Consider the following 23,856-nt stretch of genomic DNA (forward strand, 5'->3'; position numbering starts at 1 on the left):
TTACTGTGAAAAGGTGGCTTCTGACATGACCCAGCCGTCCTCCGCCGGTGACGCGGCGATCGAGTCCGTGAGCGTCCTCAACGAGGACTCGCGACGGCGGATGTTCGCCTTCATCCGGCGCGCCGGCCGCCCCGTCACCCGCGACGAGGCCGCCGCCAGCGTGGGCATATCGCGCAAGCTCGCCGCCTTCCACCTCGACAAACTCGTCGACGCCGGACTGCTGCGCGCCCGGTACGGCGCCCCCGGCGCCATCCGCAAGGTCGGCCGTCAGCCCAAGGTCTACGAGCCCACCGACGCCGACATCCGCGTCAGCATCCCCGACCGCCGCCACGAGCTGCTCGCCGACCTGTTCCTGCAGGCGATCGTGACCGAAGGCGAGGACGAGAGCGCCGCGGAGGCGGCCGTCCGCACGGCCCGGCAGCGCGGCCGGGAACTCGGCCAGGCCCAACGGGAGCAGACCCGCCCCGGCAGGCTGGGCGCCGAACGCGGCCTGACCGCCTGCGAGCGCATGCTCGACCAGCACGGATTTGAACCCGTCCGCGAAGGCCCTGCCGGACTACGGCTGCGCAACTGTCCGTTCCACCCCCTCGCGGCCAAGGCCCCGGACCTGGTGTGCGGCATGAACCATGCCTTCCTCACCGGCTACCTGGAGACCATGGAGATCACCGGCGTCCAGGCCGTCCTCGCCCCCCGCCCGGGCGAATGCTGCGTCCAACTCGGCCCCGAACAGGCGTAACGGCCTCGTCCCCGGCAATCAGGCGGGACCGTTGGATTTGAGTCGATCGGTACCTCGGTGACCACCCCTGACCAGCTCGGAACCGATCCCGATCGAGCACGGTGCGCACCCTGGTCGTAATCTGTGGCCATGACTGACACCGCGAATCTGACTCCCGATGAAGCGTTCGAGCTGCTGTTGGCCGGCAATGAGCGGTTCGTCGCGGGTGCCCCGGAACACCCCAATCAGGACGCCGAGCGGCGGGCGGCGCTGGCTGCGGTCCAGCAGCCCTTCGCCGTGCTCTTCGGCTGCTCCGACTCCCGGCTGGCCGCCGAGATCATTTTCGACCGCGGCCTGGGGGATCTGTTCGTGGTGCGCACGGCGGGCCATGTGACGGGGCCGGAGGTGCTGGGAAGCATCGAGTACGGGGTGGGCGTGCTGGGATGCCCGCTGGTGGTCGTGCTGGGCCACGACGCGTGCGGCGCGGTCGCAGCCGCCCGCGGCGCGGTCGAGGAGGGAGCGACCGCGGACGGGTACGTCCGCGATGTCATCGAGCGGGTCACGCCCAGCGTGCTGGCCGCACGCGCCGCCGGCCTCACCCAGTACGGCGAGATCATCGAAGAGCACACCAGGAACACGGTCGACCTGCTGCTGGACCGCTCCCGCGTCCTGGCCGAGCAGGTCGCGGCCGGGCGCACCGGCGTGGTCGGCCTGACCTACAGCCTGGCCGACGGCAGCGCCCGGATCGTCGCGGGCCACGGCGTGAAGGCAGCCGAGCGCCCCGACATCCAGCACGGCTGACAGCAGTCGGCAGCCCTGATCACCCGGAGCCGGGGATCAGGGCTGCCGTACATGCACTGGGCGCCGAGAGCCCGTCCTTGCGGCTGGTGCGGAAACGGGCCGCAGGTTCCGCAGCGCCCCGTCCGGTCAGGGCGTCTTGTTGCCCAGCGGTACGTCCGTGCCGGTCAGTTCCGCCCGTACGCCGTCCTTCGTCACGGAGATGTCGCGAAGCCGCAGGTCACCGGGCAGGTCATCCGGCAGTTGGGCCGAGAACTGCATCCGCTGCGCGACCTTCGGCTCCCGGACCTTCTGCAGGCCCCGGATCAGCGATGGATCGATGCCGGTGGGCTTCAGCAGCGACGGATGCGCGACGAGCGCGTCCAGCGCCCTGCCCTGCAGCAACTGGTCCGGGCGGAGCCGCTGCTGCCCGGTCGCCTGCTGGAGGCCGCGCTCGTCCACCTTGTCGGCGGCGGGCGTGGTGAGCTGCAGGCCGCCACCCTTGCCCGGGGTGTACGTGAGCAGGCCGGGCACCACCAGCCGGGTGTCCGCCACGGTCATGGCCAGGCCGTGGTCGCCGGTGCGCTGCAGATGTGCCCGCGCCCGGATCGTGGCGTGCTTGCCGGCCACCGGCAGCTCGCCGTTGGCCAGCACGGTGTTCTTCTGAGGGCCGGGCGTCAAGTGGACCTGTGACGCGCCGACTTCGCGGTCCAGGTCGTCGAAGTCGAGGAACACCTCGCCGTGCACCCGGCTCAGGACCGCGCCCTTGACCGAGGTCGGGAGACTGCCGACGATCCGCAGGTCGTCCACCGTTGCCTTCGCCTGCGCGACGGAGACCCGCCCGGCGGGCACATCGGGGACGTTGACCTCGACGTGGTCGAGACGGCCCGTGGCGAGCTGCGCGAGGAACGGGAAGCTGTCGATGTGCACCTCGGGCTCGGCCTGCAGCTTCAGCGCTTCCTGCATCTTCTGCGCGGCCAGATTCTCGGCGTAGAGCACGGCCCAGCGGTCGCCAAGGGCGAGGAACGCGAGCGCGATACCCAGGCCGACGACCGTCTTCGCGGCCCGCCGGGCAGTGCGCCGGCCGGTACGCCGACGCCCGGGGACCGTGTCGTCCATGCCCGAGCCCTCGCCGTCCCGGTCCGCGCCCTCGCGGGGAGCGCGGGCCGCCGGAATGCGTGCCGTGGAGTGGGCGGGAGGTTCGTTCGAGATCACCACCACATGCGATCACACGACGGCGGCTACGGCCAAGTCACGTCCGGCCCACACATCAATGGCCCGTTCACCACCCCTTATTGACGACCCAACAGGCCCTGTTACCGTGGGCCGCGGGTAGTAAATGATCTTCACCCCGACAGTGCTCCCAGGCGGTTGCTGTCGCTCTGCTCCCGCTCTGCACCCGCTCTCAACGATGGATGCCGCTTCATGTCTTCTATGCCGTTCGACCCGACTCCTGCCAACCAAGACGGTCAGCAGCCGCAGCTCAGCCTGTCCACGGCGGCCGCGCGGAATCTGGCGAGTACGACCAAGACCGTTCCGCAGATGCAGGGCATCTCCTCCCGGTGGCTGCTGCGGCTGCTTCCTTGGGTGCAGGTTTCCGGCGGTGCGTACCGGGTGAACCGCCGGCTCACCCACACCCTCGGTGACGGCCGGGTCGAATTCGTCGCCACCGGCGCGGACGTGCGGGTCATCCCGACCGAGCTGCGTGAGCTGCCGCCGCTGCGGGCCTTCGAGGACGAGGCGGTGCTGGGCGCGCTGGCGGAGCGGTTCACGCAGCGAGAGGTCACCGCGGGGGAGACGATCGTGGAGGCCGGTCGCCCGGCCGACGAGGTCGTGCTCATCGCGCACGGCAAGAGCAACAAGCTGGGCACCGGTAAGTACGGTGACCCGACGGTGCTCGGTGTGCTCGCGGACGGCGACTACGTCGGCGAGGGCCTGCTGACCGGCGCGGACGGCGAGTGGGAGTTCACGGTGCGGGCGGTCACCGCCTGCACCGTTCTGAGCCTGTCGCGGGAGGCGTTCGAGGAGGTCCAGGGCCGGGCGGACGCCTTGCGTACGCATCTGGAGGAGGTGCGGTCCGCTTCCCACCTGGCGCAGAACAAGCGGGGCGAGGCGGCCATCGACCTGGCTTCCGGCCATGCCGGGGAGCCGGTACTGCCCAGTACCTTCGTCGACTACGAACTCAGCCCCCGCGAATACGAACTGAGTGTTGCTCAGACGGTCCTCCGGGTGCACAGCCGCGTCGCCGACCTCTACAACGAGCCCATGAACCAGGTCGAGCAGCAGCTGCGGCTCACCGTCGAGGCGCTGCGCGAGCGGCAGGAGCACGAGCTCGTCAACAGCCGTGACTTCGGGCTCCTGCACAATGCCGACTTCAAGCAGCGCATCCGTACGCACAGTGGTCCGCCCACCCCGGACGACCTCGACGAGCTGATCTCGCGGCGCCGCAAGACCCAGTACCTGCTGGCCCACCCGAAGGCGATCGCGGCCTTCGGCCGGGAGTGCAGCAAGCGCGGGCTCTACCCGCAGGGCGTGGAGCTGGAGGGTCACCAGGTGCCTGCCTGGCGCGGCATCCCGATCCTGCCCTGCAACAAGATCCCGGTCAGCCCTGCCGGGACCAGCTCCATCCTCGCGATGCGCACGGGTGAGGAGGACCAGGGCGTCGTCGGTCTTCACCAGGCGGGCATCCCCGACGAGATCGAGCCCAGTCTCAACGCCCGTTTCATGGGCATCGACGACAAGGCCATCATCTCCTACCTGGTGAGCGCCTACTACTCCGCGGCGGTACTGGTACCGGACGCGCTCGGCATCCTCGAAGACGTCGAAATCGGCCATTACGACAACTAGCCGACGCACACCTCGTTTCAGGAAAGGGCCGGGCACCCGTGACACAGCCTTTTGAACTGCCGGATTTCTACATGCCGCATCCCGCGCGCCTGAACCCTCATCTGGAGGAGGCGCGGCGGCACTCGAAGCGGTGGGCCCGCGACATGGGCATGCTCGAAGGCTCGGGTGTCTGGGAGGAGCGCGACCTCGACGCGCACGACTACGCCCTGCTGTGCGCGTACACCCACCCCGACGCGTCCGGCCCGGCCCTTTCCCTGGTCACCGACTGGTATGTGTGGGTCTTCTTCTTCGACGACCACTTCCTCGAGGTCTTCAAGTACTCGAAGGACCGGGAGGGCGGCAAGGCGTACCTCGACCGCCTGCCGCTCTTCATGCCGACCGACCCGGCAGCGGTCGTCCCCGAGCCGACGAACCCGGTCGAAGCGGGCCTTGCCGACCTGTGGGCCCGCACCGTGCCGAGCATGTCGGCGGACTGGCGGGCCCGGTTCGCGGAGAGCACCGAGAACCTCCTCAACGAGTCGTTGTGGGAGCTCTCCAACATCAACGCCCACCGCATCGCCAATCCCGTCGAGTACATCGAGATGCGCCGCAAGGTCGGCGGCGCCCCTTGGTCGGCGGGTCTCATCGAGTACGCGATCGGGGCCGAGGTGCCCGCGCCCATCGCCGCCTCACGCCCGATGAAGGTGTTGCGGGACAGCTTCTCCGACGCCGTGCACCTGCGGAACGACCTCTTCTCGTACCAGCGCGAGGTCGAGGAGGAGGGGGAGAACAGCAACGGTGTGCTGGTGCTGGAGACCTTCCTCGGCTGCAGTACGCAGGAGGCCGCCGACGCCGTCAACGACCTGCTCACCTCCCGCCTCCAGCAGTTCGAGAACACCGTCTTCACCGAACTCTCCCCGCTTTTCGCCGAGACCGGCCTGGGCCCGGACCAGTGCGCGGACGTCCTCGCGTACGTCAAGGGGCTGCAGGACTGGCAGTCGGGCGGCCACGAGTGGCACATGCGGTCCAGCCGCTACATGAACGGGAGCGCGGATGGGGGGAGTTCGGGCGCGTCCTTCTCGCTCGGGGGCTTCTCGCTCCTCCCGAGCGGCCTGGGCACCTCGGCGGCGCGGATCGGACTGACGACCACCCGCCGCGCCGAGGCCGGCCGGCTCCGGAGCTTCACCCACGTCCCGCACCGGCGAGTGGGTCCCTCGCAACTGCCGGACTTCCACATGCCGTTCACCACCCGGCTCAGCCCGCACCTGGACGGCGCGCGCCGGAACGTGGTCGAGTGGGGGCGCCGGATGGGCATGCTCGAAGCCCAGCCCGGCATCCCCGGCTCGCACATCTGGAACGAGGACAAGCTCGCCGGCTTCGACTTCCCCCTGTGCGCGGCCGGCATCCACCCCGATGCCTCACCCGGCCAACTCGATGTGACGTCCGGCTGGCTGACCTGGGGGACGTATGGGGACGACTATTTCCCCGTCGTCTTCGGCCGCACGCGGGACCTGGCGGGAGCGAAGGCGGCCAACACCCGGCTGTCGGCCTTCATGCCGGTGGACGGTTCCACTCCGCCCGAGCCCGCCAACGCGTTGGAGCGCGGCCTGGCCGACCTCTGGGCCCGTACGGCCGGTCCGATGAATCCGCAGGCCCGCCGCACCTTCCGCACCGCCATCGAGGACATGACGTCGAGCTGGCTGTGGGAGCTGGCCAACCAGGCGCAGAACCGCATCCCCGACCCCGTCGACTACATCGAGATGCGCCGGATGACCTTCGGCTCCGATCTCACCATGAGCCTGTGCCGGCTGGGCCACGGACAGCAGATCCCGCCCGAGATCTACCGCAGCGGCCCCATGCGTGCCCTGGAGAACGCCGCCGCGGACTATGCCTGCCTCCTCAACGACGTCTTCTCCTACCAGAAGGAGATCGAGTACGAGGGCGAGGTGCACAACGGCATCCTGGTCGTCCAGAACTTCTTCGACTGCGACTACCCGACCGCCCTCGGCATCATCCACGACCTGATGACCTCGCGGATGCGGCAGTTCCAGCACGTGGCGGAACACGAACTCCCCGTCCTCTACGAGGACTTCAAGCTGGGCCCGGACGCCCGTCGCATCCTGAACGGCTATGTGCGCGAACTCGAGAACTGGCTGTCGGGCATCCTGACCTGGCACGAGCGCTGTCACCGCTACAAGGAGGAGGACCTGCGCCGCGACCTTCCCACCCAACCGCAACGCCGCATCGACCTCCCCACCGGCCTGGGAACCTCGGCCGCGCGGATCCCGCTGCTCACCGGGCGGCGTTGACGCGGCCCACGGGTCGTTGGGACCTCTGAGGGGAAAGGGCGCCACGGAATCCGGGCGAACACACGGGCGCGCCGACGGGGCTGACCGTGCGGGCGCTTCTCACTCCAGCCGGCCGAAGCGGTGGGCGGCCCACAGCAGCGCGCTCACGCCCAGGAGCGCCAGGGCCACGATTTCGAGTGCGGCCGGGACCTGCCAGTCGCCCCAGTGCACTGTGGTGGCGGCCGGGGCGCCGGGGACGTGCTGCGCGATGCTGCGGCGCAGTACGTCGACGGCGTACGCCAGCGGGTTGACGGCTGTCAGTTGGGCGAGCCAGCCGGGGAGGGCGGTCAGCGGGAAGAACGCTCCGGAGAGGAAGAGCAGCGGCATCAGGGCCAGGCTGAGCAGGACGTGGAAGGACTCCACGCTGCGGATTCCGATGGCCAGTGCCGCTGCCAGGGCGGTGAGGACGAACGAGGCGAGCGCCACGGTGGCGAGCAGCGAGAGCAGCAAGACGGGATGGTAGGGCAGTCCGACGGTTCCGGCGGTGGCGAGCAGGACCGCACCTTGGACGGTGGCTTCCGTGGTGCCACCCAGGCAGCTTCCATACAGCAGGGTGGAGCGGCGTACGGGCGCCATCAGTGTTTCGCGGAGGTGGCCGCTCTCCCGGTCGGTGATCAGCCGCATGCCAACCGTCACCGCGGGGGTCTGGACGGTCATCACCAGCACGCCGGGGAAGAGGTAGGCGCGGTAGTCGCCGCCCACGGCCGTCGCGGGCACGAGGGCGGCCAGGCCCCCGCCGAGGAGCAGCAGGAACAGCAGGGGCTGAATCAGCATCAGGGCGGTCTGGGTGGGCTGGGCGAGCATGCGCAGCAGGTCACGCAGGACGAGGGCGTGGACGGCGCGCAGTTCCCGTACGAGCGGTCCGGGAGTGGCGGGCGGCGCCGGGACCGGCTGCCGCGGCGGCGCGGCACCTTCCGCGGAGGATGTCACCGCTGTCTCCCGTCGCCGTGACCGGGCGGCGGCCCGGGGTGGGTGATGCTGCGGCCGGTGTGGTGGAAGAAGACATCGTCCAAGGTGGGTTCCGTGAGGGTGATTGCGTGCACGGGGACGCCACGGGTGGCCAGGGCGGCGCACAGCCGGGGAATCTGCCGTGCGCCCGCCTCCACTGCGACCGTCAGGCCGTCCGGTCCTGCGGCAGGACGCAGGGCGAGGTCCTGCCGCAGAGCGGCCGCCGCCGCGGCGTCGTCAGCGGTGCGCACGCGTACCCGGTCGTCACCGATGGCGGCCTTCAGGGCCGCCGGGGTGCCGTGTGCGACGACCCGGCCGCGGTCGAGGATGGCGATGCGGTCGCAGTGCTCGGCCTCTTCCAGGTAGTGGGTGGTGACGAACACGGTGGTGCGCTGGTCGGCGCGGAGGCGCGCCAGGTGGTCCCAGACCTGGGCGCGGGCGTGCGGGTCGAGGCCGACGGTGGGTTCGTCGAGGAAGAGCACGCCGGGCTCGTGAAGCAGGGCGCGGGCGATTTCCAGGCGGCGGCGCAGCCCGCCGGAGAGGGTGCGTACGCGGTCCCGGCGGCGCGCGGTGAGCCCGGTCAGTTCCAGAAGCGTGGCGCCCCGGGCGCGGGCACGGGAGTGGGAGAGGCCGTAGAGGCGAGCGTGGAGGTAGAGGTTGCGTTCGGCGCTGAGGTCCGGGTCGACAGCGCTGTGCTGGAACAGCAGGCCGACGCCGCGCCGCACCTGTTGCGGCTGGCTGCGGATGTCGGCCCCGGCCACGCGCGCGTGCCCCGAGGTGGGGCGGGCCAGGGCACAGAGCATCGCGATGGTGGTGGTCTTGCCGGCACCGTTGGGGCCGAGGAAGGCGAACGTTTCCCCGGGGTGTACGTGGAGATCGACTCCGCGGACCGCCTCGGCGCCGGGGTAACGCTTAGTCAGGCCATGGGCATAGATCGCGTATTCGTCGACGTCGCCGGCGTGGCGGCCGGTGCCGGTCACCGCCGGGCTCCCGGCGTACGGGCGGTGTGCGACGGCCGGCCGTTCCCCGCTCCCGGGCTCACCTGGTCGCTTCCTTTTGACGTGGCACGCTCCACCCCGCAGGCTAGGGAAATAGAGGGGGAAACCACTCTATATGTCGCATACCGCCCCAGCGGCAGCGACCCGAGAGCAGAAGGAAAGTGACGACAATGCGCCTGCGTTACACGCCTCCGAAAGTCGTCCGAATCGGACGAGTCGAGAAGTTGACCGGGCAACTGCGGCGGGGTACCCCCGACGTGCTCGGCCACGGCAACCTGGCCTGACCGATACCAGTACGGGGCGGAGCCGAGGCGGCTCCGCCCCGTACTGCGGTACGACACCCCGGAGAGAGTGATGGCCGACCAGTACCTCACGGAGTTTCCCGGCTGTTCCGGACGGATCGCCGCCGGTACGACCGCCGTGGACTACGCGTACGTACCGTTCGACGCCCGTCACGGCCACCGCCCGACCGGCAGCCACGTGCGCCAGTGGATCCCGGCAGGAACAGCCGTTCCCGCCTCCGGCATCCCACAACCGGTCCCGGACGCCTTCCTCGCCCTGGCCGGCCCGGCTCCGCGAGAACTGCCGCCGGAACAAGTGGACCGTCTGGTCCGGGACGTGGAGCGGGGCCGGTACGCTGCGCTCCACCACCTGCCCCCGGAACTCGCCGGCGCCGTCGTGACACCCCGGCGCGTCGTCCTCTTCCGCGGGGTATGCAGCGCCGACCAGCTCTTCTTCCGCGTAGCAGGCGGCTGGACACACTGGTCGGGCGACCCGCGCGATCTCCTCGACGGGCCACCGGAGTTCGACCGCGAGACGCTGTGGCGCGCTTGCCGTGGCGAGGACGTCTTTGTCTACCCCGGCCTGGGTCTGCTGCCTCCCGGCCGTCTTGCCGTCGCGGACGGCCGGACCGCGCGCACCGAGACCTACGACGAGATCACCGCGCTACCGCTGCCGCGCCGCACATCGCTCCGCCGCTACGCCGACCTGGCCCACGAACTGCTGAGGGAGGAGATCCGCCGCTACGCGTCCGGCGGCCGCATCGGCGTCCTGCTCTCCGGGGGCGTCGACTCCGCCACCGTACTCGCCGCGCTCGCCGACCAAGGGGCCGACGTCACCGCCTACCACATGCACAGCGCCGACCCGCTCGCCGACGAGTCACCGCGGGCGCGCGAGGTGTGCCGTGCGCTGTCGGTCCCGCTGGTGATGGTGGACCCGCCCGGCGAGGACGAGTCCTACTTCCCCGTCGCACACGACTTCCCGCTGCCCTTCAACCACGTCTGGTTCCGCCGCCTGGACCTGACGGCCCGCCGGATCGCCGAGGACGGGGTACGTACACTGCTCACCGGTCTGGACGGGGACGTCGTCTTCGGCCCGCTGCGCTACGGGCTGTACGACATCGCCGTCGCGGACGTACCGTGGCGCGAACGGTGGGCCATGGCCAACGGACTGTGCAGTTCCCGCTGGGAGCTGAGCCGCATCGTCCGCAGCCTTCGCCCCGGCTACTCGCTCTACGAGGACCCGGAAGCGAGCGCCGAGACCGAGCGCGCGAGCGACTTCCTCGTCCCCGTCCCCGGCGCCTGCCCCGAGCGCTACGAGCCGGATTCGGCAGCGCAGGAACACACCCTGAACCTCACGGTCTGGCGGCCGCACGGCCTCCACTGTGCCAAGCCCTGGGGCGGCCGGGGGCTGCGCCGGCTGGCGGCCCGGCTGCCCAACGCCTATCGAGTCATCCCGTACGCGGGGCGCACCATCGACAAGCCCGTGTTGCGTCTCGCCGCCGCCCGCCGTGGCATCCCCTCCCGCGTGTGGCGCCACTATGGGCGGGACTGGCTCGGCTCACCGGACGAGACGTGGTGCCTGCGCCACCCGGAAGCCGTCGCGGACGTGCTCGGCGGGCCCGGTGCCCGGCTGGCCGCCTTGGGCGTCGTCGATCCGCGCGGCCTTGCCGCCGTCCTCGCCGATCCGCGCGCACTGCGGCGCAATGCCGAGAACCTGCTGTGTACGGCCATGGTTGAGCTGTTCCTGCGCGACCTGGCGCACAAGTCCGCCCCGGTTCCCGGCGCGTGAACGCCCGACACGGGCCGCCGGTCCCCGCCCACCAGGTGAACGCCGTGGGCCCAGCCCCTGCGACAGGAGACCCCCGATGCCTCTGATCCGCCTCGCCGAACAGACCGTCTTCGACCCCGCCGACGGTACGGGAGTCCTCCTGGACACAGCCGAAGGCGTCTACTTCGAGCTGAATCCCACCGCGACCCTCTTCCTGGAGGCGGCACTGCGTTGCGAGACGTACGACGAAGTCGTCGGCGACCTCGCGGAACGCATCGACGCCAACGAAGGCGAACTGCGCGAGGGCATCACCTCGCTCGCCGCCCAGCTTGCCGAGAGCCGCCTCATCGAGCCGAGCGGCGTGATGCCGTGACGGACGGGGCGATGCCGGGCCGGGGGACCGCGCACCGATCGGCCGTGCACCGACCGACCGCGGACTGGGCCTTCCTGCTGTGGGGCGATGATGCGGTCGGGCCCGTGCCCCGTACGTCCCCTTCGGCGCGGCTGGCCGCCGCCGTGCACACGGCACGGGCGCTGCGGGTCCTGGGCCGGCACGGCTGGGGAGCGGCGCAGGCCAGGCTGCGCGACCTGCGGCCGTCCACGGGCGCCCACCGCGGCCTGCCGGAGGCGACAGCCATCCGCATCGCCCGCCGCGAACTGCCCCGCTGCCAGCTCGTGATCCGGCTGGCCGACCCCAACGCGCTCTGTCTGGCCAGGTCGTTCGCCCTGGCCGTACACCTGTCGACGATCGGGCTGCCGGCCGAGACCGTCATCGCCCGGCAACGGTCGTCGATCGGCGCCCGGTTCGCCTTCCACTCCTGGACCGAACTGTACGGCGAGGTCCTCAACGACGTCCCGGTCGTGCAAAGCGGCCACACGGTACTCCAGCGGGTCGGGTGCACCGCACTCCACTGACTCCAGTGCGGAAGGTGTTCGCCGGCTCGTCCCCTCTCAGAACGGGCGGGGTGGCAGCAGCACCGCGAGTTCCTGGGCCGCGTTCGTCAGGGCGGGGCGCAGGGACAGCAGGTCCGGTGCCGGCATGCGGAAGGCGGGGGCGGCGACCGAGAGGGCGGCGTGGGCGACGCCGTCCGGGGCGAGGATGGGGACGCCCAGCGCCCGGATGCCCGGCTCGTGTTCCTCGTCGGCGACGGCGTGGCCTTCGGCCCGTACCTTCTCGATCTCGGAGCGGAACGCCGCGCGGTCGGTGATCGATTGGGGGCCCAGCTTGGTCAGTTCGACGCCTTCGATGAGCGCTTCGCGTACCTCGGCGGGTGCGAAGGCGATCAGTACCTTGCCCATCGAGGTGCAGTGCACCGGGCCGTGCTTGCCGGGCTCGCCGCGCACGCTCACCTGCTGCGGGCCCTCGACGTGGTGGATGTAGAGCTGCTTGTCGCCGTCCAGTACCGACATCAGGACGGCTTCCCGGCAGGTCTCGGCGAGCCTGCGCATCACCGGCAGCGCGACGCCCGCGAAGCCGTGCGCGTGCGAGACGCGCTGACCGAGCTGATACACCCGTAGCCCCAGTGTGTAGTGCTTGGTGCGGGCGTCGAACTCCACGAAGCTGTCCCGGGTCAGGGACTTCAGGAGCCGGTAGCACGTGCTGGTCGGGAAGCCGGAGGCGCGGGCCAGCTCGGAGAGGGTGACGCCGGCCGGGCGCTCGCCGAGCAGGGTGAGGACGTGCAGGGCCTTGCCGACCATGTCGGAGGCCGGGGTGCTGGTGGACATACGGTCAGTTTCCCATACGGCTTCTCGCATGGCGGCAAGGCTTTCTCCCAGTCGGAAACAATCCGTTGACAGGCGGAAACGCGGCCGTCATTCTCTTTTCAGTTAGCGGCAGTGCTTGCCACATCGTGGCAACTAGCCCTGCCCCGCTGCCCTTTCCGTCTCGGGAGAAAGGCCACCTGGATGTCGACCCCGCACCCGGCCGCCGCCCCGGCGCCCGCCGTCGCCGCCCTCAGCCGCCGGCGCTGGACCCGGCTGATGCCCGTGGTCTTCGTGACCTACAGCTTCGCCTACCTCGAACGCTCCAACTTCTCCGTGGCCGCCGCCGGCGGCATGGCCGACGACCTGCACATCACCGGCTCCGTCTCGGCGCTGCTCGGCTCGCTCTTCTTCCTCGGCTACTTCGCCTTCCAGATCCCCGGCGCCGTCTACGCCGAGCGACGGAGCGTCAAGAAGCTCATCGTGTGGTGCCTGCTGCTGTGGGGCCTGCTCGCCACCGCGCAGGGACTGATCCCCGACGTACGCGTGCTGATGGTGGTGCGCTTCCTGCTCGGCGTCTCCGAAGCCGCCGTCCTGCCCGCGATGGTCATCCACATCACCCACTGGTTCACCGCCCGCGAGCGCGGCCGCGCCAACACCTGGCTCATCCTCGGCAACCCCGCCACCGTCCTCTGGCTCACCGTCGTCTCCGGCTACCTCGTCGAATGGGTCGGCTGGCACGGCATGTTCATCGCCCAGGGCGTACCGGCCCTGGCCTGGGCGTTCGTCTTCCACAAGTGCATCGACGACCACCCGCGGGACGCCAAGTGGCTCACGCCCGAGGAGCGCACCGCGCTGGAAGGTGCCCTCGCCGCCGAACAGGGGCGGCTGCCGGCCGGCGGCAGCTACCTCGCCGCGCTCCGCTCCCGCAACGTCGTCCTGCTTTCCCTCCAGTACTTCCTGTGGAGCCTCGGCGTCTACGGCTTCGTCTTCTGGCTGCCCTCCATCGTCCGCGCCGGCAGCGACGAGGGCATCGGACTCACCGGACTGATCTCGGCGCTGCCGTACCTCTTCGCCTGCGCCGCGATGCTCTGGAACAGCCGCGCCTCCGACCGCGCCGGCGCCCGCAGCCGGTACGTCTGGCCCTGGCTGCTGCTCGGCGCCGCCGGCTTCTACGGCTCCTATCTGCTCGGCGACGCGTTCTGGCTGTCGTACCCGCTGCTGTGCGTCGCCGCGGCCGGTATGTACGCGCCGTACGGCCCCTACTTCGCCACCATCCCCGAACTCCTCCCGCAGAAACTGAGCGCCGCCGCCGTCGGCCTCATCAACTCCTTCGGCGCGCTCGGCGGCTTCGCCGGCAGCTACCTGATCGGCACGCTGAACGACGTGACCGGCTCCACCGCCACTTCGTTCCTCACCATGGCCGGCTGCCTCGTACTCGCCGCCGCGCTGATGTTCGCGGTAAGGGCGCCCCGGGCCCACGCCGCCCCGGTGCCGCGGCCGGCACCCCTCACGAAGGACGCCTGACAGCAGCATGCGCATCGCCCGAATCGCCCACGCCGGCGGCACCGCACACGCCGTACTCGACGGAGACACCGCCGAGGTCATCGCCGACCCCTTCGGGGCCGGGGGAGCGGCCCACGGCGCCGCCGGCCGGGCGCCCGTCCGCCTCGGCCCCCGCCTGCCCCTCGCCGAGGTCCGGCTGCTCGCCCCCGTCCAGCCGCGCACGGTCGTCGGCATGGCCCACAACACCGGACCGGCCGACCGCGAACTGCCGCCCCAGGCATTCCTCAAGCCCGCCCGCTCCGTCATCGGCCCGGACGAGCCGGTGTACCTCCCGGACGGTATCGGCCGCGTCGACGCCGAGGCCGAACTCGCCGTCGTCCTCGCCGCCTCGCCCGCCGGACACACCCCCGACACCGTCCTGCGCACCGTCTTCGGCTGGACCGTCGCCAACGACCTCACCGCACGCGACCTGCAACGCAACGACCCACTGTGGACCTCGGCCAAGGGCCACCCGGGCTTCACCCCGCTCGGCCCCTGGATCGAGACCGGGCTCCCCGCACCCGACGACACCGAAGTGGCACTCGCCCTCGACGGCGTACCGCTGCGCCCCGCCTCGACCCGCGAACTCGCCCGCGGCGTGGCCGAGATCCTCTGCTGTCTCGGTGGCTTTCTGCCGCTCGGCCCCGGCGATGTGATCCTCACCGGCGCCCCCGGTGAGTACGGTCCGGTCCGGCCCGGCGGCCGCGCCGACGCCACCGTCGCCGGCATCGGCACCCTGACCACCCCTGTCCACGCCGGAGGCCCCCGTTGACCCCGACCCCCCTTCCGCCGCCCCGCCTCGACGTGGTGACCTTCGGCGAGGTCATGGGCATGCTCGTCGCCGCCGACGACGGACCGCTGGCCGACGTCACCCACTACACCCGCTCCCTGGCCGGCGCCGAGATCAACGTCGCCACCGGACTGGTCCGCCTCGGCCACACCGCTGGCTGGGTGGGACGCGTCGGCGACGACCCGCTCGGCGCCCACGCCCTCGCCGCCCTGCGCGCCGAAGGCGTGGACACCGCCCAGGTGACCGTGGACCCTGACGCCCGCACCGGCTTCCAGCTCAAGAGCCGCGTCGCCGAGGGCGACCCGGAGGTCGTGTACTTCCGCAAGCACTCCGCCGGCAGCCGCCTCGCGCCCTCGGAAGCCGCCGACGCCTACATACGCGGCGCCCGCCACCTCCACGTGACCGGCATCCCCGCCGCCCTCTCATCCACCGCGCGCGCCTTCACCCACCGCGCCATGGCCGCGGCCCGCGACGCCGGGCTCAGCATCTCCTTCGACCCGAACCTGCGCCCCGCGCTCTGGCCCGACCGCGACGAGATGGTGCGGACCGTCAACGACCTGGCGGCCCGCGCCGACTGGGTACTGCCGGGGCTGGGCGAGGGCCGGCTGCTCACGGGGGCGCAGGACCCGGCCGACGTGGCCGGCTGGTACCTGGCGCGTGGCGTGCGCCGCGTCGTCCTGAAGGACGGGGCACGCGGCGCCACGCTGTACGACCGCACCGGCGGGGCGTGGACACAGCCCGTCCTTCCCGTACGGGCCGTGGACACCGTGGGTGCGGGCGACGGCTTCGCGGCCGGGCTGATCAGTGCCCACCTGGACGGGCTCGGCCCGCGGCAGGCCCTCGCCCGGGCCGCCGCCGTGGGCGCCCTCGCCACCACCAGCCACGGCGACCGGGACGGCCTGCCGACCCGCGCCCGGCTGGAGAGCTTCCTCCGCACGCACGCGGCCGCCTGAACCACCCCGAACAGACCGAGAACTACGAGGAGTTGGCCCCATGGCCGTACACCTGCAGATCGCCCTGGACCGGATGCCCCTGGAACGGGCGGTCCGGCTCACCGAGGCCGTCGCGCCGCACGCCGACTGGATCGAGGTCGGCACCTCGCTGATCAAGCACTTCGGGATGCGCGCCGTGACCGAGGTGGCCGCGGCCGCGGGGAAGGTCCCCGTACTGGCCGACCTGAAGACCGCCGACGACGCGGTCTTCGAGTTCACGCTCGCGTACGACGCGGGCGCCGCCTCCGCGACCGTCCTCGGTGCTGCCGCCGACGCGACCCTGGACGCCGCCGTACGCGTCGCCGCCGAGCGCGGCGCCGAGACCGTGGTCGACCTGATGCAGACCACCGAGGAGCGGCGGACCGCCCTCGCCGCCCGGCTCCCGGCCGACGTCGTCCTGGCCGCGCACGTCGGCAAGGACGCCCAGCGGACCGGCGGGAACCCCGCCGACCTGCTCGGGCCCTGGCGGCAGGGCCGACGGGTCGCCGTCGCGGGCGGCCTGACCGCCGCCGACTTGCCGGCCTTCGCCGGCCCCGACGACATCCGCGTCATCGTCGGCTCAGCGGTGACGGCGGCCGCCGACCCCGAAGCGGCGGCCCGTGCCCTCGCCGCGGCCGCGGGCCGCTGACACCCGTACACCTCACGGAAGGAACCACCTCATGCCCGCACACGACGAACTCTCCACCGCAGCAAGCCTCCTGGACACCGTCCAGGCAGAGCTCCGCGGCGTCCTCGCCGCCGTCGACGCCACGTCCCTCGACGCGCTGGCCACCGTCCTCCTGCGCGCCCGGCGCATCTTCGTCGCCGGCGAGGGCCGCTCCGGGTTCATGGCCAAGGCGTTCGCCATGCGGCTGATGCACCTGGGCCTGCCCGTGCACGTCGTCGGCGAGACCACCACCCCGGCCGTCGCCGCCGGCGACACCGTCGTCGCGGTCTCCGGATCGGGGACCACGGCCGGCACCGTGCGGGTGGCCGAAGCGGCCGTCAAGGCCGGCGCCGAGGTGCACGCCGTGACCACCGCGCCGGACTCCCCGCTCGGCACCCTGGCCGCAGCCGTCCTGCTGCTGCCCGCCGCGACGAAGTACCGGCGGCCCGGCGAAGCCCCCAGCGTCCAGCCGCTGTCCAGCCTCTTCGACCAGGCCACCCATGTCACCCTGGACGTCGTGGCGCTCCGCCTCGCGAACCTCCTGGAGGTCGACAACGAACGGGCCCGCACGGCACATGCCAACACGGAGTGAGTGACCACCGGTGATGGCGGCCGCGGTCGGCGCGAGCGTGACCCCGGCCGCTTCCGCTACGGTCACCGCCGCCTCTTCGCGGGCCGCGCGGGTCCGATGCGGTATTTCTCGGCACGATCCCGACAGCAAAACGCGCCAAACGGGCGAAGCTGGACATGCCAGGTGAATATGCGTAGTTTCGCTTCACATTCACCGCGCTCGCGCCTGCGCTGCGGACCTGCGCGCACGCGCCTACCGAGGGATCGGATACATGGACAATGAGCCCGTCCGGCACACACCGGCCACGCTCCTCGCATGAGCACGGAAACGCTGACGGCCGAGGCCGACTTCGTCGCCCCCCGCGCGGCCATCGACGATCTCCTCCGGGAGTTCCTGACGGAGAAGGCGCACACCGCCGCCATGCCGGGCCAGTCGGCGCTCGCTCTCCTGCTGCGTGACTTCCTCGACGGAGGGAAGCGGGTGCGCCCACTGCTGTGCGTGACCGGATGGCACGCGGCAGGGGGGCCGGGTGACCCCGCGAACGCCGTCAGGGTGGCCGCCTCCATCGAACTGGCGCATGCCTGCGCTCTCGTCCACGACGACATCATGGACGCGGCCGACAGCCGCCGCGGACGCCCCACGGTGCACCGGGTCCTGGCCGACAACCACCAACTGCCGTCGATGGCCGAGCGGTTCGGCCTCAGCGGGGCCATCCTCGTGGGTGACCTCGCCCTCGTCTGGTCCGACGAACTGCTGCACACCACGCCCATGCCCGACACCCACCGGGCAGCCGTACTGCGCTGTGTCGACCTCGCGCGGAGCGAGCTGATCGCCGGTCAGCACCTGGACCTGCTCACCACCGGCGACCTCGACGTGAGCGTCGAGACGACGCTCACCGTCGTCCGCTACAAGACGGCCAAGTACACCGTCGAACGCCCCTTGCAGGTAGGCGCCGCCCTCGCCGGTGCCGGGCAGCAGGTCATGGACGCGTGCAGCGCCTTCGGCGTGCCCCTGGGGGAGGCGTTCCAACTCCGGGACGACGTGCTCGGAGTGTTCGGCGACCCGGACCGGATGGGCAAGTCGCACCTGGACGACCTCCGCGAGGGCAAGTGCACCAGCCTCATCGCCCATGCCCTGCGTGCCGCCGTTCCCGCCCAGGCCCGCCGGCTGCGCGCACTGATCGGCGACCCGCACCTGGGGGAGCCGGAAGCCGCGGAGGTCCGGGACATCCTCATGAGCACCGGCGCCCGGGCCGCGGTCGAGCGGATGATCGAGGAGAGGTACCGGCAGGCCCTGGACGCCCTGGCCGCCGCGCCCTTCCCGCCCGCCGCGGTCCGCACGCTGGAGACCGTCGCCGAGGCGACCGTACACCGCACGGCATGAGTCCCGCGGACACGCACACCCACACCGCCTGCCCGAGCACGGAGTACGGAGCCGAGCAATGACCACGTTGACGACGAGCGCGCCCGCGACGGTGGCACACACCATCTGGCGGGAAGTCCGGGTGAGTTGGCTGTTCATCCGTGTCGACCGCTGGGCCACCGTGTTCCCCGCCACCTGCTTCGTCATGGCGGCCGCCAGCCACGCACGGCTCGCCCCGGGAGAGGCCGTAGCCGTCGTCGCCGCCGGAGCGCTGTACTTCTGGCTGTTCGTCTACGAGCACAGCCTGGCCAACCAGATCGTCGGCGTCGAAGAGGACCGCGTCAACAAGCCCGCACGCCCGCTCGTCACCGGACAAAGCAGCGTCCGGGGCGCCCGGCTGCGCCTGGCCGCCGTCAGGATTCTCTTCCCCCTCTACGGCTACTGCCTGGGCGTCCTGGAATGGGCCCTGTTGTGGCAGCTCCTGTCCCTGCTCCACAACGGCTACGGGTGGAGCCGTCACTGGCTCGGGCGGAACCTCTACGTGGGCATCGGGATCGTCGCCCAACTGCCCGCCGCGTGGGAGATCGCCACCGGTCTCACGCCGTACGCCTGGCGCTGGATCGCGACGCTGGCGATCACCGCGTCCCTCCTGATCTCCGTGCAGGACCTCCGCGACATGGCCGGCGACCGCGCGGTCCACCGCTCCACCATGCCGATCGTCCTCGGGGAGCGGCGTACCCGGATCCTCCTGTGCGTCGGCTTCGCCGTCGGACCGGCGGCCATTCACCACTTCCTGATGGCCCCCGCCGGAACACACTGGTGGACCGTCGCCACGGACGTCCTCCTGGGGGGCTGGAGTCTGTTGCTGGCCGCCCGGGTCGCCTTGCTGCGCGGACCGGAGAACGACCAGCGGACCTACCGCCTGGTGGAACAGTGGTACACCTTCGCTCTCGCCGCCTCCATCTACACACTTCGCTGACCAAGGAGGCCCGTCGTGCGGGCAGAGGACACGCAACGGCCGTCACGGTTGCGGATCGGCGGGGTGTGGAAGGCGTACGGCCGCAGGCAGGTGCTGCGCGGCGCCGACCTCGACGTACGGGCAGGGACGCTGACCGGAGTCGTCGGTGAGAACGGCGCGGGCAAGAGCACACTGCTCCGGATCGCCGTGGGGCAGCTGACACCCGACCGCGGCACGGTGGTACGGGCCGGGGCGGTGGGGTACTGCCCGCAACACGCCGTGCTGAACGACTCCTTCACCGTCGGACAGCACCTGCGGCTGTTCCAGGTGGCGCACCGGCTGCCGACGCTGGACCGGGCCCACGAACTGATGGACCTCCTGGGGCTCACCGACTGCCGGCGACAGCGCACCGGCGAACTGAGCGGAGGGACGCGGCAGAAGCTCAACCTGCTGCTCGCCCTGATGCACGACCCGCAGCTCCTGGTACTGGACGAGCCCTACCAGGGCTTCGACTGGGACACCCATCAGCGTTTCTGGTCCCTGGCCGCCCGGCTGCGCGACGAGGGCCGGTCGATCGTCGTGGTCTCGCACCTGCTGCACGACCTGCACCATTTCGACGCGGTCGGCCGTCTGCGCGAAGGCCGCCTCGACATCGAGGAGCTCGTCCGATGAGTCTGCACCGGGCGGCGTTCGCCGAGATGCTGCGCTGCACCCTGCTGGGCCACCTGCGCAACCGTCTGGCCCTGCTCCTGGCGGTCGTGTTCATCCCCGCGTGGATCGCCGTGGCGCGCCTGTGCGCTCCGGACCGGCCGCTGCGCTTCGCCTTGGACGCCGCCGGCACCGACGCCCTCGCCCGGGCGAGTCATGTCAGCGAGGTCGCCAACGCCCTCGCGGCCGTCACCCTGGTCACCGGATTCGTGATGTTCATGGAGACGTTCAAGGCCGGGGAACTGGACCGCCGGCTCCTCCTGGCCGGCTACCCCCGGGTCCCCATGCTGCTGGCCAAGGTCGCCGCCGTCGCCCTCATCGCTGCACTCCTGGCCCTGTACACCACGGCCCTGCTGTGGTTCGCCCTGCCCGTACGCCAGTTGGGGCCGCTGGCCCTTGCCGTTCTCGGTGCCGGACTCGCGTACGGCGGTATCGGCCTCCTGCTGGGCTCGTTGGTACGAGGTGAGCTGGAGGGCTTCTTCCTCGTCATCATGCTCAGCCTGGTCGACACCGGCCTGCAGAACCCCGTCCTCAACGTGGCCGACCTGCCCGGCCTCGCCGCACTTCCCCTGTACGGCGCGAACCAACTGGCGCTGGCCGCGGCGTTCACCTCCCTCGCCCCCTGGTCCCAGGGCCTCCTCTCGCTCGCCTGGTCCGCCGGGGCCGGCTCGCTGGCCCTGCTCGTCTTCCACGCCCGCACCCGCTCCCACTGCGAGGCGGGCACGGACCCGGACACCGGAACCGCCCCCGCTAGCGGGACCCGGCTCCGTTGTTCTGTCGCCGGACGTAGCGGCCCAGCGCGGTGAGGGGAAAGACGTGCCCGTACAGGCCGTAGTGCAGCGCGTTGAAATCGGGGATGGCGGTGCCGGTGCAGTACGGCTCGTCCCAGGAGCCGGAGGCCGACTGCGTGCGGATCAGCCGACGCACCCCGGCTTCGACCGCCGCGCCCTCGCGTTCCCCCGCGGAGAGCAGTGCGAGCAGTGCCCACGCGGTCTGTGAGGCCGTGGACGGGCCGCGTCCGGCGTACGACGGATCGCTGTAGGAGCGCCACTCCTCCCCCCAGCCGCCGTCCGCGTTCTGTACGGACTCCAGCCAGGCGACGGCACGCCGGACGGCGGGGTGGCCGAGCGGGACCCCGGCGGTGATCAGGGCGGGGACCACGCACCCGGTGCCGTAGAGGTAGTTCACCCCCCAGCGGCCGAACCAGGCACCGTTGTCCTCCTGCTCGTCGAGCAGCCAGCGGACACCGCGTCGGGTGCGCGGATCGTCCTTCAGCCCGAGAGCGGCCAGCATCTCCACGACGTGGGCGGTCACGTCGGCGGTGGGCGGGTCGGTGCAGTAACCGACGTCGAAGAAGGGGACCTTGTCGGGCAGGGAGCTGGTGTTGTCGGCGTCGAAGGCCCCCCATGCGCCGTTCTCGCTCTGCATACCGAGGTTCCAGCGCAGCGCCCTGCCCACCGCCGCCTCGACGCGCGCCGGGTCGGGGTGGGCGACACGGTGCAGCGCGAGCGCCACTTCCGCGGTGTCGTCGGTGTCGGGGGAGGTCTCGTTGTGGAATTCGAAGGCCCAGCCGCCGGGCTCCAGACGCGGCCGTCGCACGGCCCAGTCACCGCGACGCGTGGTCTGCCGGGCGAGCATCCAGTCGGCGGCCCCGACGAGTGCCGGGTGGTCGGCGGGCAGACCGGCGTCGACGAGCGCGATGGTGGAGAGGCAGGTGTCCCAGACGGGGGACTGGCACAGCTCCGTCCGCCGCACGCCGTCCTCGGGCCAGTCGGCATAGCTGTCCAAGGCGCCCAGGGCGGACTTGAGCACCGGGTGGTCCAGCGCGAAACCGTGCAGATACAAGGCGATCACGCCCAGTGTGCTGAAGGTGCGGATGCCTCCCCAGCCGCCGTCCGCCTCCTGGCGTGCGACGAGCCACTGGACGCAGGCGTTCACCGCGGTCCGGCGGACCCAGCGCGAGCCGACCCTGCGGTGGACGCGCAGAACAGTGTCCAGACGCTGGAAGAACCCCTCCCAACTGCCGATCGGAGCCTTGCGTGCCGGACGCGGGGGTGCGCCGCGGCCGGTGAAGAGCTCGTCGATGCGGAAGGGCGCAGGTTTCACGGGACGGTGCGCGCCGATCACGAGGAGCGGCACCAGTGCCAAGCGCATGAAGGAGTTGAAGGAGTAGATGTTCAGCGGTGCCCAGCGCGGCAGCGCGATCATCTCCGGCGGCATCTCGGGCAGGTCGTCCCAGCTCCACCAGCCGAACAGGGCGAGCCAGACGCGGGCCGGCAACTTACTGGCCGCCACCCCGCCGTGCTCCCGCGCCCACGCCGCCGAGCGCAGCATGTGCGGCTCGTCCGGGCCGTCCCCGGCCAGCCGGAGCGCCACGTACGCCTGGACGGTGGCCGTGATGCTGCCCGGATTGCCGTGGACGGCGGCCCACGACCCGTCCGCACGCTGCTGCGAGCGGAGCCAGCGGCCGGTCGCCGCGGTCACGCGCTCGTCCATGATGCCCAGGAACTGCCGCATCAGCAGGTCCTGGGCATCGAACATCGGGTCGGACCCCATGACGCCGCGCCAGTACCCCTCGGCGTGCTGCCGCTCCAGCAGATGGTCCGTGGCCCGCCGCACCGCTCGCCGAGCGGCCTCCTCGGTCTGCTCGGCGGCGGCTTCCGCCCGTGACGAGTCGTCGGCTGTGGTCGTCATGGCACTCCTGCACGTCACGGGAACCGAATATGCCGCGAAACTATACGTAAGGGATAAGTCGGCACATTGGGACGCGCGGGCAGGCACGTATCCGTCTCACGGAAGGCCACGCGGTGGGGTCAGCGCAGGCACGGCCGCCGTCAGCTTTCGTAGCCCGCCGTCAGCCGCGGGTCCCGGGTGGCGACCGGCTCCAGGATCGCCTCGACGGCCTTGAGCACCTCCGGCTCCAGCGTCACCCCTGCCGCCTTGACGTTCTCCGTGACCTGCTCGGGCCGCGAGGCGCCGATGATGGCGGCGGAGACGTTGGGGTTCTGCAGGACCCAGGCCACCGCGAGCTGGGCGAGCGAGAGCCCGGCCTGCTCGGCGAGCGGCTTGAGCTGCTGGACGCGCTCCAGTACCTCGTCCCGCAGCCAGCGCGCGACGAAGGTGGCGCCGCCCTTCTCGTCCGTGGCGCGCGTCCCGGCCGGCAGCGGCGCGCCCGGAAGGTACTTGCCGGTCAGCACGCCCTGGGCGATCGGCGACCAGACGATCTGGCCGATGCCCAGCTCCTCACTGGCGGGCACCACCTCGGCCTCGATGACCCGCCACAGCGCGGAGTACTGCGGCTGGTTGGAGATCAGCGGGACGTGCAGCTCGCGGGCGAGGGCGTGGCCCGCGCGGAGCTGGTCGGCGGTCCACTCGGACACGCCGATGTAGTGCGCCTTGCCGGACCGGACCACGTCGGCGAACGCCTCCATGGTCTCCTCCAGCGGGGTGCTGTGGTCGTAGCGGTGGGCCTGGTACAGGTCGACGTAGTCGGTCCGCAGCCGGCGCAGCGATCCCTCGATCGACTCCATGATGTGCTTGCGGCCCAGGCCCCGGTCGTTCCGGCCCGTGCCGGTCGGGAAGTAGACCTTGGTGAAGATCTCCAGCCCCTCGCGCCGCTCGCCCTGGAGCGCGGCGCCGAGCACGGACTCGGCGCGGGTCTCGGCGTAGACGTCGGCGGTGTCGAAGGTGGTGATGCCCGCGTCCAGCGCGGCACGGATACAGGCGGTGGCCGCGTCCTGCTCGACCTGCGAGCCGTGTGTGAGCCAGTTGCCGTACGCGATCTCGCTGATGGTCAGGCCACTGCGGCCCAGTCGGCGGTATTCCACGGTGTCAGCTCTCCTCAGTAGGACTTCTGCCCCTTCGGCACCATCCTGCCCCGTGGCTGCATGACTCCGGTGACGTGGGTACTCGGCTGATCGAT

At 71.4% G+C, this 23,856-nt stretch carries 22 protein-coding genes; 16 read left to right on the top strand and 6 right to left on the bottom strand.

The window, feature by feature from the left end; genetic code table 11:
* The first annotated feature begins 25 nt into the window (after positions 1 to 25).
* Both IG84_RS0114000 and IG84_RS0114005 read left to right on the top strand, forming a co-directional pair.
* Positions 26 to 736, top strand: a complete 711-nt coding sequence (locus IG84_RS0114000) for a helix-turn-helix transcriptional regulator (RefSeq protein ID WP_031055830.1) — start codon at positions 26 to 28, stop codon at positions 734 to 736.
* Positions 737 to 865: 129 nt separating this feature from the next.
* Positions 866 to 1,516, top strand: a complete 651-nt coding sequence (locus tag IG84_RS0114005) for a carbonic anhydrase (protein WP_031055833.1) — start codon at positions 866 to 868, stop codon at positions 1,514 to 1,516.
* A gap of 126 nt (positions 1,517 to 1,642) precedes the next feature.
* Here IG84_RS0114005 and IG84_RS0114010 read toward each other — a convergent pair whose 3' ends face one another.
* Positions 1,643 to 2,707, bottom strand: coding sequence for an LmeA family phospholipid-binding protein (locus IG84_RS0114010; RefSeq protein ID WP_031055836.1), 1,065 nt, complete (start codon positions 2,705 to 2,707; stop codon positions 1,643 to 1,645).
* A 219-nt stretch (positions 2,708 to 2,926) separates the two neighbouring features.
* Here IG84_RS0114010 and IG84_RS0114015 point away from each other — a divergent pair, with 219 nt between their 5' ends.
* Both IG84_RS0114015 and IG84_RS0114020 read left to right on the top strand, forming a co-directional pair.
* On the top strand, positions 2,927 to 4,339 hold the full coding sequence (locus IG84_RS0114015; protein ID WP_063761794.1) for a family 2B encapsulin nanocompartment shell protein: 1,413 nt from the start codon (positions 2,927 to 2,929) through the stop codon (positions 4,337 to 4,339).
* Positions 4,340 to 4,377: 38 nt separating this feature from the next.
* Positions 4,378 to 6,627: a family 2 encapsulin nanocompartment cargo protein terpene cyclase gene (locus IG84_RS0114020; RefSeq protein WP_031055842.1), complete on the top strand. Its 2,250-nt coding sequence runs from the start codon at positions 4,378 to 4,380 to the stop codon at positions 6,625 to 6,627.
* A gap of 99 nt (positions 6,628 to 6,726) precedes the next feature.
* Here IG84_RS0114020 and IG84_RS0114025 read toward each other — a convergent pair whose 3' ends face one another.
* Together IG84_RS0114025 and IG84_RS0114030 are read right to left on the bottom strand one after the other, a co-directional pair.
* Positions 6,727 to 7,596: an ABC transporter permease gene (locus IG84_RS0114025; protein ID WP_078648816.1), complete on the bottom strand. Its 870-nt coding sequence runs from the start codon at positions 7,594 to 7,596 to the stop codon at positions 6,727 to 6,729.
* A complete protein-coding gene (locus tag IG84_RS0114030; protein WP_051861701.1) occupies positions 7,593 to 8,594 on the bottom strand; it encodes an ABC transporter ATP-binding protein in 1,002 nt (333 codons plus the stop codon). Before IG84_RS0114030 ends, IG84_RS0114025 begins: the two co-directional genes overlap by 4 nt.
* A gap of 372 nt (positions 8,595 to 8,966) precedes the next feature.
* Between IG84_RS0114030 and IG84_RS0114035 the strand changes: the two genes are divergently transcribed.
* The 3 genes from IG84_RS0114035 (at position 8,967) to IG84_RS0114045 (ending at position 11,576) form a co-directional block, all read left to right on the top strand.
* Positions 8,967 to 10,682: an asparagine synthase-related protein gene (locus tag IG84_RS0114035; protein WP_031055851.1), complete on the top strand. Its 1,716-nt coding sequence runs from the start codon at positions 8,967 to 8,969 to the stop codon at positions 10,680 to 10,682.
* A 76-nt stretch (positions 10,683 to 10,758) separates the two neighbouring features.
* Positions 10,759 to 11,034, top strand: a complete 276-nt coding sequence (locus IG84_RS41160) for a PqqD family protein (protein WP_031055854.1) — start codon at positions 10,759 to 10,761, stop codon at positions 11,032 to 11,034.
* 44 nt (positions 11,035 to 11,078) lie between these two features.
* Entirely contained in the window at positions 11,079 to 11,576 is a 498-nt protein-coding gene (locus IG84_RS0114045; RefSeq protein WP_157848877.1) for a lasso peptide biosynthesis protein, read from the top strand.
* 36 nt (positions 11,577 to 11,612) lie between these two features.
* On the opposite strand, the gene IG84_RS0114050 is transcribed toward IG84_RS0114045, so the two are convergent.
* Complete coding sequence (locus IG84_RS0114050; protein ID WP_031055861.1) at positions 11,613 to 12,386, bottom strand: IclR family transcriptional regulator; 774 nt, start codon at positions 12,384 to 12,386, stop codon at positions 11,613 to 11,615.
* A gap of 180 nt (positions 12,387 to 12,566) precedes the next feature.
* On the opposite strand from IG84_RS0114050, the gene IG84_RS0114055 reads away from it, so the two are divergent.
* From IG84_RS0114055 to IG84_RS0114095, 9 genes are all read left to right on the top strand, one after another.
* Positions 12,567 to 13,889: an MFS transporter gene (locus tag IG84_RS0114055; RefSeq protein ID WP_051861702.1), complete on the top strand. Its 1,323-nt coding sequence runs from the start codon at positions 12,567 to 12,569 to the stop codon at positions 13,887 to 13,889.
* A 7-nt stretch (positions 13,890 to 13,896) separates the two neighbouring features.
* Positions 13,897 to 14,679: a fumarylacetoacetate hydrolase family protein gene (locus tag IG84_RS0114060; protein ID WP_031055865.1), complete on the top strand. Its 783-nt coding sequence runs from the start codon at positions 13,897 to 13,899 to the stop codon at positions 14,677 to 14,679.
* A complete protein-coding gene (locus IG84_RS0114065) occupies positions 14,676 to 15,650 on the top strand; it encodes a sugar kinase (RefSeq protein WP_031055868.1) in 975 nt (324 codons plus the stop codon). Before IG84_RS0114060 ends, IG84_RS0114065 begins: the two co-directional genes overlap by 4 nt.
* A 40-nt stretch (positions 15,651 to 15,690) precedes the next feature.
* Entirely contained in the window at positions 15,691 to 16,317 is a 627-nt protein-coding gene (locus tag IG84_RS0114070; protein ID WP_031055871.1) for an orotidine 5'-phosphate decarboxylase / HUMPS family protein, read from the top strand.
* Between the two features lie 31 nt (positions 16,318 to 16,348).
* Positions 16,349 to 16,927, top strand: a complete 579-nt coding sequence (gene hxlB, locus IG84_RS0114075) for a 6-phospho-3-hexuloisomerase (protein ID WP_051861703.1) — start codon at positions 16,349 to 16,351, stop codon at positions 16,925 to 16,927.
* Positions 16,928 to 17,221: 294 nt separating this feature from the next.
* Positions 17,222 to 18,289, top strand: a complete 1,068-nt coding sequence (locus IG84_RS0114080) for a polyprenyl synthetase family protein (protein ID WP_031055878.1) — start codon at positions 17,222 to 17,224, stop codon at positions 18,287 to 18,289.
* A 58-nt stretch (positions 18,290 to 18,347) separates the two neighbouring features.
* The gene (gene stsC / locus IG84_RS0114085; protein WP_031055880.1) at positions 18,348 to 19,247 is read left to right on the top strand and encodes a somaliensene A/B synthase; all 900 of its coding nucleotides are present in this window, start codon (positions 18,348 to 18,350) and stop codon (positions 19,245 to 19,247) included.
* A gap of 15 nt (positions 19,248 to 19,262) precedes the next feature.
* Positions 19,263 to 19,898, top strand: coding sequence for an ABC transporter ATP-binding protein (locus IG84_RS0114090; protein ID WP_078648818.1), 636 nt, complete (start codon positions 19,263 to 19,265; stop codon positions 19,896 to 19,898).
* Positions 19,895 to 20,740: an integral membrane protein gene (locus tag IG84_RS0114095; RefSeq protein WP_031055885.1), complete on the top strand. Its 846-nt coding sequence runs from the start codon at positions 19,895 to 19,897 to the stop codon at positions 20,738 to 20,740. The genes IG84_RS0114090 and IG84_RS0114095 overlap by 4 nt, the downstream gene beginning before the upstream one ends.
* On the opposite strand, the gene shc is transcribed toward IG84_RS0114095, so the two are convergent.
* Both shc and IG84_RS0114105 read right to left on the bottom strand, forming a co-directional pair.
* The gene (gene shc / locus IG84_RS0114100) at positions 20,685 to 22,628 is read right to left on the bottom strand and encodes a squalene--hopene cyclase (RefSeq protein WP_031055888.1); all 1,944 of its coding nucleotides are present in this window, start codon (positions 22,626 to 22,628) and stop codon (positions 20,685 to 20,687) included. The two genes, IG84_RS0114095 and shc, sit on opposite strands and share 56 nt — an antisense overlap.
* 140 nt (positions 22,629 to 22,768) lie before the next feature.
* Positions 22,769 to 23,761, bottom strand: coding sequence for an aldo/keto reductase family protein (locus IG84_RS0114105; RefSeq protein WP_031055892.1), 993 nt, complete (start codon positions 23,759 to 23,761; stop codon positions 22,769 to 22,771).
* Positions 23,762 to 23,856: the final 95 nt, after the last annotated feature.

It is taken from the genome of Streptomyces ochraceiscleroticus, assembly GCF_000720485.1.
Lineage (GTDB): Bacteria > Actinomycetota > Actinomycetes > Streptomycetales > Streptomycetaceae > Streptomyces > Streptomyces ochraceiscleroticus.

Excerpts from the sequence above, each read along its gene's own strand:
- IG84_RS0114005 (WP_031055833.1), top strand. The coding sequence starts at position 866 with ATGACTGACACCGCGAATCTGACTCCCGATGAAGCGTTCGAGCTGCTG.
- IG84_RS0114060 (WP_031055865.1), top strand. The coding sequence starts at position 13,897 with ATGCGCATCGCCCGAATCGCCCACGCCGGCGGCACCGCACACGCCGTA.
- IG84_RS0114015 (WP_063761794.1), top strand. The coding sequence starts at position 2,927 with ATGCCGTTCGACCCGACTCCTGCCAACCAAGACGGTCAGCAGCCGCAG.
- IG84_RS0114035 (WP_031055851.1), top strand. The coding sequence starts at position 8,967 with ATGGCCGACCAGTACCTCACGGAGTTTCCCGGCTGTTCCGGACGGATC.
- hxlB (WP_051861703.1), top strand. The coding sequence starts at position 16,349 with ATGCCCGCACACGACGAACTCTCCACCGCAGCAAGCCTCCTGGACACC.
- IG84_RS0114095 (WP_031055885.1), top strand. The coding sequence starts at position 19,895 with ATGAGTCTGCACCGGGCGGCGTTCGCCGAGATGCTGCGCTGCACCCTG.
- IG84_RS0114050 (WP_031055861.1), bottom strand. The coding sequence starts at position 12,386 with ATGTCCACCAGCACCCCGGCCTCCGACATGGTCGGCAAGGCCCTGCAC.
- IG84_RS0114070 (WP_031055871.1), top strand. The coding sequence starts at position 15,691 with ATGGCCGTACACCTGCAGATCGCCCTGGACCGGATGCCCCTGGAACGG.
- IG84_RS0114080 (WP_031055878.1), top strand. The coding sequence starts at position 17,222 with ATGAGCACGGAAACGCTGACGGCCGAGGCCGACTTCGTCGCCCCCCGC.
- stsC (WP_031055880.1), top strand. The coding sequence starts at position 18,348 with ATGACCACGTTGACGACGAGCGCGCCCGCGACGGTGGCACACACCATC.
- IG84_RS41160 (WP_031055854.1), top strand. The coding sequence starts at position 10,759 with ATGCCTCTGATCCGCCTCGCCGAACAGACCGTCTTCGACCCCGCCGAC.
- shc (WP_031055888.1), bottom strand. The coding sequence starts at position 22,628 with ATGACGACCACAGCCGACGACTCGTCACGGGCGGAAGCCGCCGCCGAG.
- IG84_RS0114000 (WP_031055830.1), top strand. The coding sequence starts at position 26 with ATGACCCAGCCGTCCTCCGCCGGTGACGCGGCGATCGAGTCCGTGAGC.
- IG84_RS0114055 (WP_051861702.1), top strand. The coding sequence starts at position 12,567 with ATGTCGACCCCGCACCCGGCCGCCGCCCCGGCGCCCGCCGTCGCCGCC.